The 17489-nt window shown below is 36.4% G+C and carries 20 protein-coding genes; 15 read left to right on the forward strand and 5 right to left on the reverse strand.

Annotated features, from left to right (window positions below; translation table 11 throughout):
• Positions 1 to 73 precede the first annotated feature (73 nt).
• The 6 genes from C7N65_RS09385 (at position 74) to pmtD (ending at position 3994) form a co-directional block, all read left to right on the forward strand.
• Positions 74 to 262, forward strand: coding sequence for an SE1626 family protein (locus C7N65_RS09385; protein WP_105994222.1), 189 nt, complete (start codon positions 74 to 76; stop codon positions 260 to 262).
• A gap of 161 nt (positions 263 to 423) precedes the next feature.
• On the forward strand, positions 424 to 804 hold the full coding sequence (gene pmtR, locus C7N65_RS09390; RefSeq protein ID WP_002481711.1) for a PSM export ABC transporter transcriptional regulator PmtR: 381 nt from the start codon (positions 424 to 426) through the stop codon (positions 802 to 804).
• Positions 801 to 1691 (forward strand): phenol-soluble modulin export ABC transporter ATP-binding protein PmtA, encoded by an 891-nt coding sequence (gene pmtA / locus C7N65_RS09395; protein WP_105994223.1) that lies wholly within the window; start codon positions 801 to 803, stop codon positions 1689 to 1691. Before pmtR ends, pmtA begins: the two co-directional genes overlap by 4 nt.
• Entirely contained in the window at positions 1688 to 2368 is a 681-nt protein-coding gene (gene pmtB, locus C7N65_RS09400) for a phenol-soluble modulin export ABC transporter permease subunit PmtB (RefSeq protein ID WP_105994224.1), read from the forward strand. The genes pmtA and pmtB overlap by 4 nt, the downstream gene beginning before the upstream one ends.
• 13 nt (positions 2369 to 2381) lie before the next feature.
• Positions 2382 to 3269 carry a phenol-soluble modulin export ABC transporter ATP-binding protein PmtC gene (pmtC, locus tag C7N65_RS09405; protein ID WP_105994225.1) on the forward strand — a complete coding sequence of 296 codons (888 nt, stop codon included), beginning with the start codon at positions 2382 to 2384 and terminating at the stop codon, positions 3267 to 3269.
• On the forward strand, positions 3266 to 3994 hold the full coding sequence (gene pmtD, locus C7N65_RS09410) for a phenol-soluble modulin export ABC transporter permease subunit PmtD (RefSeq protein ID WP_105994226.1): 729 nt from the start codon (positions 3266 to 3268) through the stop codon (positions 3992 to 3994). Before pmtC ends, pmtD begins: the two co-directional genes overlap by 4 nt.
• Before the next feature lie 51 nt (positions 3995 to 4045).
• On the opposite strand, the gene C7N65_RS09415 is transcribed toward pmtD, so the two are convergent.
• Complete coding sequence (locus tag C7N65_RS09415; RefSeq protein WP_105994227.1) at positions 4046 to 4609, reverse strand: thioredoxin family protein; 564 nt, start codon at positions 4607 to 4609, stop codon at positions 4046 to 4048.
• A 348-nt stretch (positions 4610 to 4957) separates the two neighbouring features.
• Between C7N65_RS09415 and C7N65_RS09420 the strand changes: the two genes are divergently transcribed.
• From C7N65_RS09420 to C7N65_RS09430, 3 genes are all read left to right on the forward strand, one after another.
• A complete protein-coding gene (locus C7N65_RS09420; RefSeq protein ID WP_234019077.1) occupies positions 4958 to 5314 on the forward strand; it encodes a hypothetical protein in 357 nt (118 codons plus the stop codon).
• Between the two features lie 159 nt (positions 5315 to 5473).
• Positions 5474 to 6034, forward strand: coding sequence for an HAAS signaling domain-containing protein (locus tag C7N65_RS09425; protein ID WP_105994229.1), 561 nt, complete (start codon positions 5474 to 5476; stop codon positions 6032 to 6034).
• Positions 6031 to 6867: a DUF4097 family beta strand repeat-containing protein gene (locus C7N65_RS09430; protein ID WP_105994230.1), complete on the forward strand. Its 837-nt coding sequence runs from the start codon at positions 6031 to 6033 to the stop codon at positions 6865 to 6867. The genes C7N65_RS09425 and C7N65_RS09430 overlap by 4 nt, the downstream gene beginning before the upstream one ends.
• 114 nt (positions 6868 to 6981) lie before the next feature.
• Here the strand turns inward: C7N65_RS09430 and C7N65_RS09435 are convergent, their stop codons facing one another.
• Complete coding sequence (locus tag C7N65_RS09435; RefSeq protein ID WP_105994231.1) at positions 6982 to 8025, reverse strand: C45 family autoproteolytic acyltransferase/hydolase; 1044 nt, start codon at positions 8023 to 8025, stop codon at positions 6982 to 6984.
• Between the two features lie 405 nt (positions 8026 to 8430).
• Between C7N65_RS09435 and C7N65_RS12615 the strand changes: the two genes are divergently transcribed.
• Positions 8431 to 8604: a hypothetical protein gene (locus C7N65_RS12615; protein WP_162912127.1), complete on the forward strand. Its 174-nt coding sequence runs from the start codon at positions 8431 to 8433 to the stop codon at positions 8602 to 8604.
• Positions 8605 to 8653: 49 nt separating this feature from the next.
• Here C7N65_RS12615 and C7N65_RS09440 read toward each other — a convergent pair whose 3' ends face one another.
• The gene (locus C7N65_RS09440; RefSeq protein WP_105994232.1) at positions 8654 to 9055 is read right to left on the reverse strand and encodes a YolD-like family protein; all 402 of its coding nucleotides are present in this window, start codon (positions 9053 to 9055) and stop codon (positions 8654 to 8656) included.
• Positions 9056 to 9222: 167 nt separating this feature from the next.
• Between C7N65_RS09440 and C7N65_RS09445 the strand changes: the two genes are divergently transcribed.
• Both C7N65_RS09445 and C7N65_RS09450 read left to right on the forward strand, forming a co-directional pair.
• Positions 9223 to 10257, forward strand: coding sequence for a lactonase family protein (locus C7N65_RS09445; protein ID WP_105994233.1), 1035 nt, complete (start codon positions 9223 to 9225; stop codon positions 10255 to 10257).
• 242 nt (positions 10258 to 10499) lie between these two features.
• Entirely contained in the window at positions 10500 to 12062 is a 1563-nt protein-coding gene (locus C7N65_RS09450) for an SLC13 family permease (protein ID WP_105994234.1), read from the forward strand.
• Between the two features lie 116 nt (positions 12063 to 12178).
• Here the strand turns inward: C7N65_RS09450 and C7N65_RS09455 are convergent, their stop codons facing one another.
• Positions 12179 to 13291: a glycosyl hydrolase family 28-related protein gene (locus C7N65_RS09455; protein ID WP_105994235.1), complete on the reverse strand. Its 1113-nt coding sequence runs from the start codon at positions 13289 to 13291 to the stop codon at positions 12179 to 12181.
• A 122-nt stretch (positions 13292 to 13413) separates the two neighbouring features.
• Between C7N65_RS09455 and C7N65_RS09460 the strand changes: the two genes are divergently transcribed.
• The 3 genes from C7N65_RS09460 (at position 13414) to C7N65_RS09470 (ending at position 16565) form a co-directional block, all read left to right on the forward strand.
• Positions 13414 to 13965, forward strand: coding sequence for a cysteine hydrolase family protein (locus C7N65_RS09460; protein WP_105994236.1), 552 nt, complete (start codon positions 13414 to 13416; stop codon positions 13963 to 13965).
• 75 nt (positions 13966 to 14040) lie between these two features.
• Complete coding sequence (locus C7N65_RS09465) at positions 14041 to 14967, forward strand: manganese-dependent inorganic pyrophosphatase (protein WP_105994237.1); 927 nt, start codon at positions 14041 to 14043, stop codon at positions 14965 to 14967.
• 221 nt (positions 14968 to 15188) lie between these two features.
• Positions 15189 to 16565 carry an aldehyde dehydrogenase gene (locus C7N65_RS09470; RefSeq protein WP_105994238.1) on the forward strand — a complete coding sequence of 459 codons (1377 nt, stop codon included), beginning with the start codon at positions 15189 to 15191 and terminating at the stop codon, positions 16563 to 16565.
• A gap of 114 nt (positions 16566 to 16679) precedes the next feature.
• On the opposite strand, the gene C7N65_RS09475 is transcribed toward C7N65_RS09470, so the two are convergent.
• Positions 16680 to 17489 carry a prephenate dehydratase gene (locus C7N65_RS09475; protein WP_105994239.1) on the reverse strand — a complete coding sequence of 270 codons (810 nt, stop codon included), beginning with the start codon at positions 17487 to 17489 and terminating at the stop codon, positions 16680 to 16682.

A 17489-nucleotide genomic window follows, 5' to 3' on the forward strand; every position in this document is an offset into this window, starting at 1 on the left:
AAGAAGCAGAGAAGATGAATCGATGAACAGCAGACTATAATTTGTTATACTTGCTTTGTTTGGGGTGAAAACAGTGAAGCATTTAACTAAAATTTTTGTCATCATCGCAATAATCACCTTTTTAGTAGGTGTATATTTTCAAACGGCAAATGATGAAGGCACAAGCATAAAGATGTTTTTAGCAGCGATTATGTTTATGATTTGTGCATTTATCAGTCGAAATAATGATCGCAAAAAAAGAGAACAAAATCGAAAGAAGTAACTGCACAAAATGGATGTGCAGTTCTTTTTTTGCTTAAAGTATATATACTCTATATACAGTTGGAGGTGTTTTTGAACTTTTCCATACAAATTTAGTAGAAATAGTGGACAAAATTGTTATATCTGTGTATAGTGTGTATATACAGTTAGGGAGGAAGTTAAATGAAAATACTGCTTAAAAATAATAGTGAATATCCGATATATGAACAAATCAAGCAGCAAATCAAAGAGAACATACTCAAAGGTTATATTTCTCCCGGTGATCACCTTCCATCTATGAGAGAACTTGCGAAAGATTTACGTGTGAGTCTTATTACTACAAAACGTGCATATGAAGATTTAGAAAAAGATGGATTTGTGACTACTATCAGGGGAAAGGGCACTTACGTTAAAGAACAAGACAATGCAATATTAAAAGAGAAACAATTCATAGTTATTGAAGATTTAACCAAGTCATTAGTAAAGGAAGCCAAAACAATCGGCATGCCTTTAGAAGAGTTAAATGAAATCTTAGCACTTATCTATGAGGAGGAAAATGAATGATAGAAAAAGCAATCGATGTTCAGTCACTAGATTACCGCAGAAAAAATTTCGCGCTTAACAATATTTCTTTTCATGTACCTCAAGGATTTGTGACAGGTTTCATCGGGGCTAACGGTGCAGGCAAGACCACAATTATCCGATTGATTATGAATCTGCTTCAACGTCAGTCCGGCAGTATTAAGATATTAGGCCAACCGCTAACCCAAGAAGAAAGTGCGATTAAAGCACAGATTGGTTTTATCTACTCTGAGCTTTATCTCAATCAAAAATGGAATATTGCTAAAATCGAAAAATATATTGCTCCTATGTATGAAAATTGGGATTCTGAGCTGTTTCATCATTACATAGCAAAGTTTAATCTTCCGCTCAAAAAGAAAATCAAAACATTTTCTACTGGAATGAAGATGAAACTTTCTTTTGCGATAGCATTCAGCCATCATGCTAAATTGTTTATTTTAGATGAACCCACTGCTGGTTTAGATCCTAATTCTCGTAATGAAGTGTTAGAGATTATCCAAGACGAACTGATAAAAGAAGATGTTTCAGTGTTCTTTTCAACGCATATTATTTCAGATATCGAAAAGATTGCAGATCATCTTGTCTATCTTAAAGACGGTGAAATCATCTTTAATGAACAAAAAGATGTCTTGCTGACGGATTATCAAATCGTCAGAGGCAGCACAGAAGATTTGGATGAAGAGTTGAAAAGCTACTTTATCAATCTGAAAATCAAACAAACAGGTTTTGAAGGCTTAACCACAGAAGCAAGTGCCTTCAAGGAGTTATTCGGCAACCGTGTTGAGATAACGCAGCCCTCAATAGAAGAGCTGATGGTCAATATTGAACAAGCAGGCGTCAGTTTTAATGAAGCAGGTGAGTTAAGATGAAGCGATTAGTACTTAGAAATTTAAAGCTTAGAAAATATTCAATACTGCTCTATATAATATTACTCTTGCTGTCGCCGATTTTTTACTTTTTCTATAATCCGCTGGTTGGGTCAGTACTCTATGTGATTTTAACAGCATTCATCAGTTATATCGCTATTATAGAGTCAGGTCAGCCTTTCTTGCTGCATGCGCAACTCGGCAAAAATGAGAGTTATTATTTTCATCATAGTCTGCCGTTTAATGCGATGCAACAGTTGAATGCACACTATCTTACAACTTTAATAATGACACTTTTTGCTGGAGCGATTCTTTCACTGTATGAAAGAGTACCGACAGGAGTAGTGTTAGGAGACAGTCATATTACGACTCCCATGTACTTCATAGGTGTGAACTTGTTTGGTCATGCGTTAGCATTTCCAAAGTGTTCAGAAGTGAAAAAAGATTATGTCCCATTTATTTTGTATGTCATCGGAATGAATATCATACTGCCTATCATTTATGTCATAGGCATCGGTTTATTTATGAAATTCTGGGGTGTCGGATGGGATCATCTGCCAAGTGTAGACGATTTAGTCAATATGATATCAGTCGTAATTTTTGTCGTCGGAATATTGAGTTTTATACTCACATACTTATATCAATTCAAGAAAATAAAACAAACAAAGCAATTGGATTAAAGGAGGCAATGCAATGAAACTGGAACAAATAACTAAAAAGTACGGTACAAACAAAGTATTAGATGCAATTGATTTTGATTTCGGTCAAAGCCGTATTGTAGGTTTAATCGGTAAAAACGGTGTTGGTAAAACGACTTTGATGAAAGTAATGAACGGTAATATTATCAATTATCAAGGAAAGGTTAATTTAGGTCCTGAAGAACGCATAGGGTATTTAATTGAACATCCTAAACTCTATGATAATAAGTCAGGACTCTATAACTTGAAAATCTTTGCACAAGTTCTTGGTAAAGGCTATGACAAAGCCTATGCCCAAAGCATTATTGATGCCTTTGGTATGTCGCCTTACATTAAAAAGAAAGTGAAGAAGTATTCAATGGGGATGAAGCAGAAACTAGCGATTGCAGTATCTCTGATGAATAAACCGAAATACTTAATCTTAGACGAACCGACAAACGGAATGGATCCAGACGGCTCTATCGATGTATTAGAAACAATCCAAAGATTAGTGAAAGAGTTGGACATGAAGATCTTGATTTCGAGTCATAAATTAGAAGATATCGAATTGATTTGCGACCGTGCAGTATTCTTAAGAGACGGCCATTTTGTACAAGATGTCGATATGGCACAAGGTACACCGACAGATACTACAGTATTGGAACTAGGTACAGCACTTTCAGACGAACAATTCAAAGCAGTGCTGGATTATTTGACGGTACATTACAGTATTCTTCAAAGTCATAAAGAATCTGGGGAAATTTCATTGAAATCGATTAAAGATTACCAACCTTTATTAAAAGGGCTTGCAGGTTTAGATGTCTTTCCTAAATACATTGAAACACGCAAAACTTCACTGCGTGATACGTACTTCAATATTAACCAAAGAGGTGAGAACAAGTGAATCTATTTCAATTAGTCAAACATGATATTATCAGTATTCTTAGAAGTCCTTTAACATATTTAGCATTCGTGTTAACACTGCTTCCGATTATCGGTATGACAGCGTTAGTCAATCAGCAAATGAAAAAAGTAGACGGTGATGTCATCTTAGCGATGGGAAGCTGGTTCTTCTCAATTGTAGGTTTGCTCTTTGTGATTAAAACAATTACACGAGATATCTCTCAAGGGACGATTCAACTCTACTTAAATAAAGTCAGCAGCCGTATTAAATATTTTATTGCAAAAACATTATCAATCGCATTTATCGCTGTTTTTATCACAGTAATTTTGGACGTATTGGTATTAATTATCCAAGCCGTAACAAAAGGACCAGATGTGAAAGATGAGAAGCTGATTGAGATCTTATGGTTCTACTTGGTGTTCTTATTGTTCTTTGGCTTATTGCTTTTCTTAGTCGCATTAATTGTGCCGAAACCGGCATTGATTTACGCTTTAGGTATTTTCTTAGTCTTGATAGTACCTTTTGCGGAACCGTTCTTGCCGATGATTCCTAAAATCGGCGATGACATCCAAAAATCATTGAAATATATTCCATTCAGTTACCTGACAAGCAAAACAACATCAGGGAAATATACTTTCAGCAACTGGCAATGGTTCATTTCAGCAGCTTCTATCGTTATATTCTTTATAGCGAATACATTCTATATCTCTAAAAAAGATATTTAGTCAAAAAAAGAGCCGGAATGTTAGACAATTGTCTAGCTTCCGGCAATTCTTTTACGGGTTTAATAATTTGTCGATAATGGAATCATATACTTCTTTCCATAAGTTAGAGTCTGTTTTGAAGCGGTTGCTGATAACAACATGCGAATGTTGTACGGCTTCATCATAATCAGGTGCATCTTTTTTTGGTACTAATTTGCTTCTTGTCTTTTCCACAAAGACTTGTGCTGCTTTAGCACGCGGACCCCAAACGTTTTCTTGTTCGAACTTATCATTTAAAAAGATGAAAATCGGAATCGAACGAGATTTACCGTTTGTTAAGTAACGATCAATCAAATCTGTATCTTGATCTCTATGGAAGACATGAACTTCTAGATTAAGCAATTCGCTGATATGCTTGAGAATTGCAACGTTCATCATGGCATCCCCACACCAGTCTTCAGAAATCACAAGCACTTTATCATAATTTTTCTGCTTAATCTGATCAATGCGTGTATCATTTTCAGGCACTTTAAAATCTTCATAGATTTTAAGCAAGCCTTCTTTATTCTCTTTCATTTGTGAGATATAAGTATCTAGATCTTGGCTGTCTTTATAATATGTTTCTAATTTTGCCATCGATATAACCCCCTTCGCTTATTGATAACATTATAGCAACATTTGATTCAGATTTAAAAGAAAATGTTGTGAAAATTCAAAACAATATATATTATTGTAAATGTTGTTCATAACTTTTGTATTTATCGTATTATATAAGTTGAATAGCACAGTGCAATTGCTAAAAAAAGTAGTATGATTAAAAAGAGACAATACAAACGTCAACGACATCAAAGAGGAGTGATTCTTTTGAAGTATAAATTGGTTGCTTTCACAGTATTTTCAATATTGAGTGTAATAACTTTATTGATTTCAGGGTATATAAGTAGTACAAAATCCGTCGATTTGTCGGAATTTACCATTAATGATATGAAGCCCAACCAAACATTCAATCCATCTGGTTTTAAAGAAAACCGCAATATTCAACTCGAACGTTATCGATTCTACTATAATGAAAAACATCCTGATTTTATTGTTAAAGTGAATAAGCATAAAAAAGCTATTTCAGGCATGGTAGTCATTAAAGATAGCAGTATTAAAACAAATATGGATTTTCAAGTCGGCGCGTCAGTTGATGATGCGATACAAGCATTAGGCAACGGCTACCAATTGACTGAAGGCAAAAATGGTTATAAAACATTGAACTTTGTAGATAAAACGCATCATCTCAAACTCAAAATTTTATACCAAAATGATGAAATCAGACGAATTGAATATTTTAAATAATCGTGATGTATGAGATGGCAAGCTGGAATTGTTGAAAAGGGGAGCCATCTTTTTAATATTTTTGCTTTGTTGTGAAACTATCAAAAAATAGCAGATATAATTATTTTAAAAATTATATAAATAGCAGTATAATTCAAGTAGATTTCGGAGGTGACCATTGTGAACAAAATTACATTTTTAAATGATTTAGAAAGTGAACTGAGATGGTTGCCTAGACATGAACAAGATAAGATCATGTATGAGTATGAAGATATCTTTTATGAAGGCGAAAGGGAAGGCCGTTCTGAAGTTGAAATTTTAAAAGGAATGGAGAGCCCAAAGAAAATTGCTAAAGAAATATATGCACAAAAGGCAATTAAAAATGCGGAATATGCGCCGAATGCGCAAAACGTCACAAAAGCAGTATTGGCCACGCTTGGTATAGGTATTTTAACGTTAGTGATTATTTTGATTCCATTGCTGTTTGTAGTGATGTTTATGGTGATTCTGTTGTTAGCCTCGCTAGTCTTGCTGCTGTCGCCTGTGATTATGCTGAGTGCTAATATCTTAAGCGGTTTTGCGCATTTTATCTTCAGCGACTTTTTATTCGCTTTTGGTTATTCAGGATTAGGCATTATATTTATTGTCTTAATCTTTAAATTAGCTGAAGTGATTTATAAATTGATATTGAAGTACTTGCGTTGGAACTTGAAATTGATTAGAGGGAGCATAAATTCATGAAGAAATTATTATTAATTGGAATGATTGTATTTGTAGCCTTCTTTTCGATGGGGACGTTAGTATGGTTCGTACATGATCGCAGTAATTTACCGCAAGAGAATGTTAAAAAGACATTTCATAATGAAAGTATCCGAGATATTTCTATTAGCGGTAATCGTTCAGATATAAAGATAGTACAAGGGAATGAGCTGAAATTAAATTATAAAGGACAGCGTCCGATTAATTACTCTGAACATAATAACATTCTGAAAATATCAGAAGACAAACAAAATGATTTTGCACCGAACATCAACCCTTTTAAGAAAACTAGGCAGGAAATGATTATCGAAGTACCGAAGAAACAATTAAATGATATTAATATTTCGACCGATATCGGCAGAATCGAAATTGATAATATTCATTCAGCAACGACAACCATTTGGAACAACATTTCAGATGTTACTATCAAACGTTCAACTTTAGAAGATGTTGAAATGAAATCAGACAGCAGTAATTTAACTTTTGAAGACAGCAAAATTAAAAACGGCTATTTCAAAATTAATTCCGGCAGTGTTTTAGGCAAACATGCATTAGCGAAAGAGAGCGTGTTTATCTTAGGACAAGGCAGCATTACATTTGAAAAAATGGAAAGTGCTTGTGACATAAAAGCCTCTACGAAGAGAGGGGATATCATATTGTCTTATGAACAACCGCCTCAAAACACATTGTTGAAATTAAATCCTGCAGAGGGTAAAAAGATTGTATCGAATCCGCATTTCAAAAATGATAAAGTCGGAAATGGCGATAATGTGTTAGAGTTTTATACCAATAAGGGCAATATCAAAATTGAATAATGAACGTTCTAAGCCATAGTGGTTTTAGAATGATTGTATTAAAGTAAAAAAACGATTTTCATCAAAAGTCAGATGAAAATCGTTTTTCTTTATTCCTTTGATATATTAAGACATTTATTCTGAGGCAAATTGAATCTCTGTATCGATTTCGCCATGCAGTTTGGTAATATCTAATTCATTATGGTTCAACCAGTGTTCAAAATCAATACATACAGGTGTTCCATTCTCGCCTAAAGCAATCCAAGCTTTCATCTGATCTGGTTCATACATAGAAGTGTGTATAGTACCTGACCAGCTGCCAAAGAGCTTGCTGTAGATGTCATATTTTGGATCATTGAAGAGTTCTAATGCTTTCATTTTATCCATATGGATATCTGTTTGTTTTAAAGTACGTGCTAAACGTTCTTTGGATTCTTTAGTGTAATTGCGGTTTTCGTGCGTCAACAATTTAAAATGGTTCGTACATGTGCGATCGTAACGAATGTCTAAGCCTCTTGGTGTGACTTCGATAATGGCATGCTGATTATTTTTATCCATGACGATATAACTAAATGAACTGCGGTGCGGAATTTCTTTGAGCAGACGAATTGCTTCATCGGTATCTTTGCATAATTCTAAAATCAATCTGCCAATCATATAGCAGACAAATCCATCTTGCGGGTGTTTGCGATGCATAAAGTTGTAGCCCATAGCCAAGCCTGCTGAATTCAAGCCGTCCATTCTGCCTGTAATTCTTGAAGTAGGACCGATTTGTTCTAATCCTCCGTCATTTGGTTCATAGAGCAGATAACGGCCGTCATAGGTTGCAGGGTGGTAATCGTAGTTGCGTACTAAATAATTATCCCCAAGGAAGACCGTACATCCGCTGTCTTTCTTGATAGGGGTGAAACGATAATGCGCAAAGTTGAATACAATTTGTCTCATCGGCAATTCTAGTACCTCGCGCATACCCATTAATTCCTCCCAGATTTGAGGGGCATAGAGATTGAATATATCGTGTGTTGCATTGATATCTATATCAAAACGCGGCAGGCGTTTTTTCCATTCTTTTTCTCTGTTTTGCATCAGGCGTGTGGATTGCATCCATTTACCGGTTTCAACGCCTAAATCATAATGCGACCCTTTAAAAGTCATAATATCTGATTGTACCTTTTGCATATGAAATAACTCCTTAACGTGTTCTTTTATAGTTTGTTACAATAATGTAATTTATTGTTAATAGACTTCAGAAATCAATCCGTATTATAATATATTTGTAGAGAAAAACCTGTAAATACGGTTTGATAATGTCACTTGAAACGCAGAGATTTTTCGTTTAGAGGTGATAGTGATGGTGCAAGATTATTATAGCAAAGCATATGCTGTTGTATACAGATGGTGGAGGGGCGCTTGAATAATCTTATATTTCCAAGGGTTAACCATTTAGTGTTAGCCCTTTTTTTAGTATAATAGAACTTGTATATGCTTGAACATTTTTATTATAGGGTATATGTTTTAATGACCAATTTAAGTATGCTATCATAAGAGCATGCAGGCGATTATTTTTATAGAGGTGAAATCAAAATGTTAGACTTTATTAAAGGCTTTTTTAAATTCTTCTTTAGTTTAGCACTCATCGTTTCAGTAGTAGTTGGCGTGGGTGTAGCCGTATTCGCTTTCATTTTCAAAAAAGATTTTGAAGATATCGAAAGAAGAACAAAAGAAATTGTTGCTGATATTGAATCAGGCAATAATTAATGATGATGAATTAAAACACTTGCTGGGTGATAATCCAGCAAGTGTTTTTTTAGGTTCGGCATAATGTAATTTGAACGATATCCAACAAAGAAAGCTGGATGTGCTGCTGTTTTAAAGTACTGCCGATGAGCAGCTGATCCAGGTAATCAATCTTTTTCGGTACCATTTCTAAAGCGCGGATCCAACCGTCTCTGAAATAACGTATTTTAATTGTGCATTGTTCTTGAAAGGCAATATGAATCTGCTGATTCAATTCATTGATTTGATCCTCAGATAATATAGGACGTTCAATTTTAGTTTGGTCTACCGCATACTGATGCAATCGTTCGAATTGTTCAGGCAAGGTCGCAAAAGGAGCCCATTTTACCATGCCTCTGCCTACTGGAATATTAGAATCTAATTGACTTCTTGGAATTTTACGATAATCTGTTTCCGTATTTTGTGCTTTCATCAAATATCACCTGCTTAAGTAGAAGTTGATAATTCCATTATACGAACACTTGTTCGCTTTTTCAAGTTAAAGTTATATTGTGCGAATAATCACATCACTTAGACTGTAGGATTATCACTTTTATTTAGAATCCCGTACAATAGTAGGTAATACGAGGAGGTAATAATATGACGAAATCAGGTTATATTGGATCTTACACTAAGAAAGATGGTAAAGGAATTTATCGTTTTGTTTTAGATGAAGCAAATGAAAAAGTATCAGAAGTTTCAACAGCTTATGAGATTGAAGCATCAACATTTATTACACGCTGCAATCAATTCTTATATGCAATTACAAAAGAAGGCGAACGCTGCGGTGTTGCGAGTTTCAGAGTAGAAAACAACGGTACATTGACACTGTTGAACAAATGCTTGGATTCAGTAGAAGGTACAGGATGTTATATTTCAGTATCTAATGATGGCGGTTATTTGTTTGAAGCGGTTTATGGTGCAGGGATTATTCGTTTATATGAATTAGATGCATCGACAGGTGAAGTGGTACGCTTAATCGAAGAATTGAAACATACGTATCCGGTCGGCCCGCATGAACGCCAAGACCACGCACATGTACACTATGCACAAGAAACACCAGATGGTAAATTTGTAGCAGCATGCGACTTAGGTACAGATAGAATCGTCGCTTACAAATATGATGAAAATGGTTACGAGGTTGCTGCTGTTTCAGAATTTACTGCAGGACACGGGCCGCGTCACATCGCATTTCACGGTAACGGCAAGTATGCGTATGTAGTGCATGAACTTTCAAATATTGTGAGTGTCGCAAAATATGTGAACGGTCATTTCGAAGTAGTTAAAGAATATACTACCATTCCAAAAGACTTTGAAGGGGATACAAAATTAGCAGCAGTACATTTATCACATGACCAGCGCTTCTTATATGTTTCGAACCGCGGCCATGACAGCATCGCTGTATATGAAGTAACAGATGATGGGGATGATTTAATTCCGGTTGAGATTGTTAAAACAGGCGGAGAATTCCCAAGAGATTTCAATATTTCAGATGATGATCAATTCATCGTATGTGCACATCAAGAAGGTACTTCTCCAGTCACAGTGCTTAAACGTGATAAAGCAACAGGACGTTTAACATTAACAGATGAGCAGCAACAAGCTGCAGAAGGTGTTTGTGTCATTTTCGACTAATCCGTCATCAATATATACAACCAGCTCTTTAACAGGGCTGGTTTTAATTTTGCCAAAATATAAGAAAATATTATCAAGAAAATTGGAAATATTTATGTAAACGTTTGCAAATTTTGGTTAAATATACGGAAAAATGTGATAAAATTAAAAATAAACATGTTTAGGGGTACTTTAAATTTATATGCAACTTAAATTGTATTTTGGTTTAAGGTTAAACATGTTGAAAATAAGGGGGGATTGTTATGCATCAACAACATAACAGTGATTATCACATTCCAGGACGTCTGACATTCTTTTCAAAGCAGAAAAAGAATAAGCCGTATAATAAAGGTCAGATGATCGGATTGATTTTGGGACCATTATTATTTGCGTTGATTTTAATGTTTGTACATCCAGAAGGCTTGCCGTATCAAGGGGTATTCGTTTTAGCAAGTACCGCATGGATTGCAGTATGGTGGATAACAGAAGCGATCCCGATTCCGGCAACCAGTTTAATGCCGCTGGTATTAATGCCGATAGGGCATGTAATGGATCCGGCAGAAGTCACTTCTGAATACGGAAACGATATTATTTTCTTATTCCTGGGCGGATTCATTCTTGCGATTGCCATGGAACGTTGGAACTTACATACACGCGTTGCTTTAATTATTATTAATAGTATCGGTACAAGTACAGGTAAGATATTATTAGGCTTTATGCTCGCAACCGGCGGTTTATCAATGTTCGTCTCAAATACAGCGGCGGTTATGATTATGATACCTATCGGTTTAGCGATTATTTCAGAAGCTAAAGCCTTAAATGATGGCGAACACAGTCAAAATAACTTGTCAAAATTCGAGAAATCATTGGTGCTCGCAATCGGCTATGCAGGTACTATCGGTGGTATGGGTACTTTAATCGGAACTCCGCCGCTGATTATATTAAAAGGCCAATATAATAGTGCCTTCGGCGAAGAAATCAGTTTTGCGAAGTGGATGATTATCGGTATAACGACGGTCATTATCTTATTATTCTTAGCTTGGATTTATTTAAGATTCATTGCCTTTAAACAAGATATGAAGCACCTTCCAGGCGGAGATGATTTAATTAAGACAAAATTAAAAGAGTTAGGCAAAATTAGCTATGAAGAAAAAGTGGTCTTCGCTGTCTTTGCGTTAGCCAGTATCTTATGGATTGTACGCGAATTTCTACTGAAACAATGGGGACCGACTTCGTTAGTGGAAGATGGGACCATCGCCATGTTCGTTTCTATCTTACTGTTTATTATTCCGACTAAAAATAACACAAAACATAAACGTATCATTGATTGGGAAGTCGCCAAAGACTTGCCATGGGGCGTATTAATTCTCTTCGGAGGCGGTTTAGCGTTAGCCAAAGGCATTTCAGAAAGCGGCTTAGCAAAATGGCTGGGTGGACAATTAACTGCTTTAAACGGTGTAAGTCCATTACTTATCGTTATCGTGATTACGATGTTCGTACTCTTTTTAACCGAAGTAACTTCAAACACAGCTACAGCAACTATGATTCTGCCTATTCTTGCGACATTATCTGTAGCAATCGGTGTACATCCGCTATTACTTATGGTACCCGCTGCGATGGCCGCAAACTGTGCTTACATGATGCCGGTCGGCACACCGCCGAATGCCATTGTCTTCGGTACAGGTTTGATTTCTATTAAGAAAATGGCAAGTGTCGGTTTCTGGGTCAACTTAATCAGTGCCATTTTAATCATCTTAGTAGTTTACTTCTTAATGCCTTTAGCATTAGGCATCGATGTCAGCCAACCGCTTAAACCATTGAAGTAATAGAAAATGCACTGATACAATATGCATCAACAAAAAAAGACATATAAGTTAAATGAAAAAAGTCAGCCTTATCATCATATAGGGCTGACTTTTGTATGTTATTACATTTTTTTATTTTAAGATTTAATGCATAGCTGCTGATGATCGACATTGTGCATTTTAATTTGTGCTTTTGTGACTTGGGGTTGGTTGAAGTAAAGGCCGTTAATATCATTTAAAGTAAATGTATGGGTTGGGTCGAAATGATTTTTTGTAATGAAAACATCTTGATGCTGCGTATTGAAATAGCCGCGAATGTTAATGGCATCTTTTGTCATTGTACCTTCGAAGCGGTTGTTGATGATATTTAAATCACGTCCGCCTTGAGCGGTAATACGTTGTCCGGTTTGCACATCAGCGGTATGTTTATCGTCTTTCGTACCTAAGAAGCGGATACCGCCAGCGCAATCTAAGAAATGGTTATCTACGATATATAAACCGTCTGCTTTAAAAGGCGTTAAAGCAAAATCTAACGTTTGATGGAAAGTATTGCGATAAATAAAAATATCTTGATAGAACTTGTTATGACGTGTCGCATGAGAGCCGACAGCGCGGTTCCAGCTGGTAAACCCAGGTGTATCAGAAGGACCGAAATAACATTCTGAAATCATAACGTGACGCGTGATGGTACCGTCTCTTGTTCCGAATTTAGGGAAAGCACCTGGAACTTGAATGTCTAATTGAATGGCTTCTGAAAAGCCGCGATCTCCATTGATATCAAGGAATCCTTCAAAACTGCATCTGGTAATAATTAAGTTGTCTACACCGCAAGCATCAATCGCATGTCCGCCGACAACATCTTTGAATCTAATATTATATAAGACCAGGTCGTGTGCATGGCCTAAGCACATTGCAGTGTTATTGTCAGGGATGCGGCTGCCATTCATATCGAATGTACCGCCGATAATTGTAATATTGCTGTTGCCGTTGTAATGATGATAAAAGCCGTTTCGGATACCGTTTTTCAATAAAGCATCTTTGCCTTGGCGTTTAAGTACAGTATCCTCATGCATAAACAACGTAGTGCCTTCATAAATCGTTAATGCACGTTTGATATGGAATTCTCCTTTAGGAATAAAGATAATACTTCCAGGATGTTTTTTTGCAAGATTCAACGCGTGTTGAAGTGCTTTAGTGTCTTTATGTTTATGCTTGCCTGTAAGTCCGAATTCAGTTGGATGGATGATCATGATTTTGACCTGCTTTCTTAAGATTCTTTTTGATTGAGTGAAAGGGTAGTCGCTCGATAATTTGCGTGAAGTAGGTTATTCTATTAATTAACAAGATATCACAAAATTGGGGGTAACGCATTATGGCCAATAAAGCCTTGATTGTTGTAGATTATTCATATGACTTTGTAGCACCGGATGGTAAATTGACATGCGGTGAACCAGGTCAAGCGATTGATGGATTTATCGCAGAAAGAATGCAAGCGTATGATAAAGAAGGGGACGCAGTCTTTGTCATGATGGACTTGCATTATGAAGATGACCCGTATCATCCAGAAAGCAAATTATTCCCGCCGCACAATATCGAAGGGACATCAGGAAGGGATTTATACGGTAAAGTAAAAGAAGTTTATGCTGACATTAAAGACCATGAACATGTCCATTATTTAGACAAACGCCGTTATGATTCATTCTTTGGTACGCCTTTAGATAGTTTATTGCGCGAACGCGGCATCACTGAAATTGAAATTGTCGGTGTATGTACGGATATTTGTGTATTGCATACTGCAATTTCCGGTTATAATAAAGGATACACGATTACTATTCCGACTAAAGGTGTAGCATCCTTTAATCAGGAAGGACATACTTTTGCGCTAGAACATTTTAAAAATGTCTTAGGTGCGAAGGTAGAATAACAGTTAAGAATCGTGATAAAATAGTATTAATTAGATATGAATTACAATAATTAACGACAAGGAGTGTCTCAGGACATGGAAAGTACTTACATTTTCGGGCATAAAAGTCCAGATACAGACGCAATCAACTCAGCATTAATCATGGCTGAATTCGAAAGATTAAATGGAAACGAATCAGCAAAAGCTTACCGTTTAGGTGAAGTAGGCGCTGAAACACAATATGCTTTAGATTATTTCAAAGCAGAAGCACCAGAATTATTATCTGATGACTTAACAGGTAAAGACGTTATTTTAGTCGACCATAACGAATTCCAGCAAAGTGCTGATTCAATCGAAGGCGCAACTATCCTTCACGTAGTGGATCACCACAGAATTGCGAACTTCCACACAGCAGGTCCATTATACTATCGTGCTGAACCGCTAGGCTGCACAGCAACAATTCTTTATAAAATGTTCAAAGAAAAAGACTTTGAAATCAAACCGCAAATTGCTGGTTTAATGTTATCTGCGATTATTTCAGACAGCTTATTATTCAAATCACCGACTTGCACAGAGCAAGATAAAAAAGCTGCAGAAACATTAGCGAAAATCGCTGATGTCGATGCACAAGAATATGGTTTGGAAATGTTGAAAGCAGGTGCTTCAACAGTTAATAAATCTGCAGTTGAAATCATCAATGCGGATGCTAAATCATTCAATATGGGCGACTACACAGTACGTATCGGCCAAGTGAACACAGTTGACTTAAACGAAATTTTAGGCCGTCAAGCTGAATTAGAACAAGCGATTACTGAAACATTAAGCAATGCGGAATATGACATTTTCGTATTAGTTGCGACAGATATCTTAAACAGTGACTCAACAATCTTAGTACTTGGTAAAGACAAAGATAAAATTGCGAAAGCATTTGGTGTGGAATTAGATAATAACACTGCATTCTTGCCAGGTGTTGTATCTCGTAAGAAACAAATTGTTCCGCCAATCACTAACGAATTATCATAAGCGTCAATAATATAATCGAATAACTCGAAATTTTAACTGGAATGGATTAAGATGATAGGAATGATAACGTTCATTTTTATCATCTCCCGTTTTCCAGTTTTATTATTTTTTCTCACATATGTATAATATAAAAGGTATAGAAATGCATGATTACATTATAAATTTGCGAATCAGGGTAAATGAGTTATAAGCAGTTGAATGCGAAAGGAGTTTGAAGTGTATTGAAAACCATCGAAGAAAAATTCAATGATTGCCAAAGTTATTATCGTACACAAATCACTAAAGATATTAAATATCGCAGAAAACAGTTAAAGTCGCTTAAACGGGCAATCATTCAATATGAAAATCAAATTTTAGCTGCCTTGCATTTAGACTTAGGTAAAAATAAAGTGGAAGCTTATGCGACAGAAATCGGAATGGTACTGAAGAGTATCAATACGGCACGCAAAGATATACATAAATGGGCAAAGACAAAACAAGTCAATACGCCGTTATATCTCTTTCCATCTAAAAGCTATATCAAAAAAGAACCGCTTGGGACAGTATTGATTATCGGGCCTTTCAATTATCCGGTACAGCTTGTTTTCGAACCTTTAATCGGTGCAATCGCCGCTGGGAACACAGCCATTGTCAAACCTTCTGAACTGACACCGAATGTCGCTTCTGTCATCAGCAAAATCATAGAAGAAGCGTTCGAGTCCGCTTATGTGACAACAGTAGAAGGCGGTGTAGAAGAGACGCAAAGCTTATTGCAACACCGTTTTGATCATATCTTCTTTACGGGCAGTGAACGCGTAGGGCGTATTGTCTATGAAGCCGCAAGCCGCCATTTAACACCAGTGACTTTAGAGCTTGGAGGCAAGTCTCCGGTAATTATTGATGAAACAGCGAATTTAAAAGTAGCGAGCGAACGGGTGGCTTTAGGTAAGTTTATCAATGCAGGCCAAACGTGTGTAGCACCTGATTATGTACTCATCCATGAATCAGTACAAGATGAATTCATCAAAGCTTTGCAAGGTACGATTAATGAATTTTACGGCAAAGAGCCTGATAAGAGCTCGGATTACGGGCGTATTGTCAATGCACGTCATTTTGACAGACTTCAAGCACTGATTGATGATAATCAAGATCAAATTGTAATCGGCGGTCAAACACATGCACCTTCACGCTATATTGCGCCGACGATTATAAAAGATGTTCATGCAGATAACCCGACGATGCAAGAAGAAATTTTCGGGCCGATTTTGCCGCTGTTGACGTATCAAACATTTGATGAAGCGGTAGAATTTATTCAAGCTCGAAAACGTCCGTTATCGCTATATTTGTTCAGTGAAGATGAAAACAATACAGATCGTGTACTGAATGAACTTTCATTCGGGGGCGGTGCGATTAACGATACATTAATGCATCTTGCAAATCCAAATCTGCCGTTTGGCGGTGTAGGTGCTTCAGGTTTCGGCAAATACCATGGCAAGTATTCATTCTATACATTTACACATGAGAAATCGTATATTTACAAAACAACACGATTAGAATCTGGACTTGTATTCCCGCCATATAAAGGGAAATTCTCTTACATTAAAAACTTATTTAAATAAGGTACTGAACTGGTAGGAAACAGACAATTTAAAGAATAGAGCAATCATCGTATATAAAAAGCAGCAAGGCAAAGACGTGTATCAAAAGGTCTCAGCCTTGCTGCTTTGTTTGTATTAATCTTCGATTTGTTTGACAAATGAACCGATAATTTTAACTTGATAATCTAACGTTTCAAGAATTTTAATGACTTTGTCCAGTTCAGAATCTAAAGATGCATCGGCTTGAACGAAGAAGCGGTACATACCTAATTGTGTTTTTAATGGTCGTGATTCAATCCAAGATAAGTTGATATTGAAAATAGAAAATGTATTGAGAATATTCGCGAGCAAACCTGCTTTATCGTATTTCGGTGTAATCATCAGCATCGTGTCTGTGGCGTTGTCAGACAGTGTTAAACGATTCCCGATAACGAGGAAACGTGTCACATTATGCGGAAAGTCCTCAATATTTTCTTCAATCGTTTCATACGTTTGTGTTTCATTGATTCCCATGGGTGCGATTGCGCCTGTATGTGCGTCGATATAGTCTAAACTTTGTACAGTACTTTCAGAATAGCCGATACTGAATTGGTGCTGCTGGATAAAACGACTGGTCTGACTGATCGCAGGTGCGATAGAATAGACCGTTTGAATCTCTTCTGTTTTTGTGCCCGGCAAGGCATACAGACCAAAATGAATGTTGAGATGGATTTCGCCGATAGCATAAATATTTTGATGGGCTAAACCATCTGCAATGATATTGATGGTACCTTCGATAGAATTTTCAATCGGTACAATACCAACACTGTCAGAGTCGTTTTGAACAGCTTGTACGACTTCGTACAAATTGGATTTCGGCTGATAATGGATTTGGTCTTCTGAAAGGTATTGTTTAGATGCTAAATAAGAGAACGTTCCCCTTGGACCTAAATAATATAAATTCAT

The sequence above is a fragment of the Staphylococcus simulans genome, from assembly GCF_002994445.1.
Taxonomy (GTDB): Bacteria; Bacillota; Bacilli; order Staphylococcales; family Staphylococcaceae; genus Staphylococcus; species Staphylococcus simulans_B.

Excerpts from the sequence above, each read along its gene's own strand:
- pmtR (WP_002481711.1), top strand. The coding sequence starts at position 424 with ATGAAAATACTGCTTAAAAATAATAGTGAATATCCGATATATGAACAA.
- pmtA (WP_105994223.1), top strand. The coding sequence starts at position 801 with ATGATAGAAAAAGCAATCGATGTTCAGTCACTAGATTACCGCAGAAAA.
- pmtB (WP_105994224.1), top strand. The coding sequence starts at position 1,688 with ATGAAGCGATTAGTACTTAGAAATTTAAAGCTTAGAAAATATTCAATA.
- pmtC (WP_105994225.1), top strand. The coding sequence starts at position 2,382 with ATGAAACTGGAACAAATAACTAAAAAGTACGGTACAAACAAAGTATTA.
- C7N65_RS09415 (WP_105994227.1), bottom strand. The coding sequence starts at position 4,609 with ATGGCAAAATTAGAAACATATTATAAAGACAGCCAAGATCTAGATACT.
- C7N65_RS09420 (WP_234019077.1), top strand. The coding sequence starts at position 4,958 with ATGAAGCCCAACCAAACATTCAATCCATCTGGTTTTAAAGAAAACCGC.
- C7N65_RS09430 (WP_105994230.1), top strand. The coding sequence starts at position 6,031 with ATGAAGAAATTATTATTAATTGGAATGATTGTATTTGTAGCCTTCTTT.
- C7N65_RS09435 (WP_105994231.1), bottom strand. The coding sequence starts at position 8,025 with ATGCAAAAGGTACAATCAGATATTATGACTTTTAAAGGGTCGCATTAT.
- C7N65_RS12615 (WP_162912127.1), top strand. The coding sequence starts at position 8,431 with ATGTTAGACTTTATTAAAGGCTTTTTTAAATTCTTCTTTAGTTTAGCA.
- C7N65_RS09440 (WP_105994232.1), bottom strand. The coding sequence starts at position 9,055 with ATGAAAGCACAAAATACGGAAACAGATTATCGTAAAATTCCAAGAAGT.
- C7N65_RS09445 (WP_105994233.1), top strand. The coding sequence starts at position 9,223 with ATGACGAAATCAGGTTATATTGGATCTTACACTAAGAAAGATGGTAAA.
- C7N65_RS09450 (WP_105994234.1), top strand. The coding sequence starts at position 10,500 with ATGCATCAACAACATAACAGTGATTATCACATTCCAGGACGTCTGACA.
- C7N65_RS09455 (WP_105994235.1), bottom strand. The coding sequence starts at position 13,291 with ATGATCATCCATCCAACTGAATTCGGACTTACAGGCAAGCATAAACAT.
- C7N65_RS09460 (WP_105994236.1), top strand. The coding sequence starts at position 13,414 with ATGGCCAATAAAGCCTTGATTGTTGTAGATTATTCATATGACTTTGTA.
- C7N65_RS09465 (WP_105994237.1), top strand. The coding sequence starts at position 14,041 with ATGGAAAGTACTTACATTTTCGGGCATAAAAGTCCAGATACAGACGCA.
- C7N65_RS09475 (WP_105994239.1), bottom strand. The coding sequence starts at position 17,489 with ATGAATTTATATTATTTAGGTCCAAGGGGAACGTTCTCTTATTTAGCA.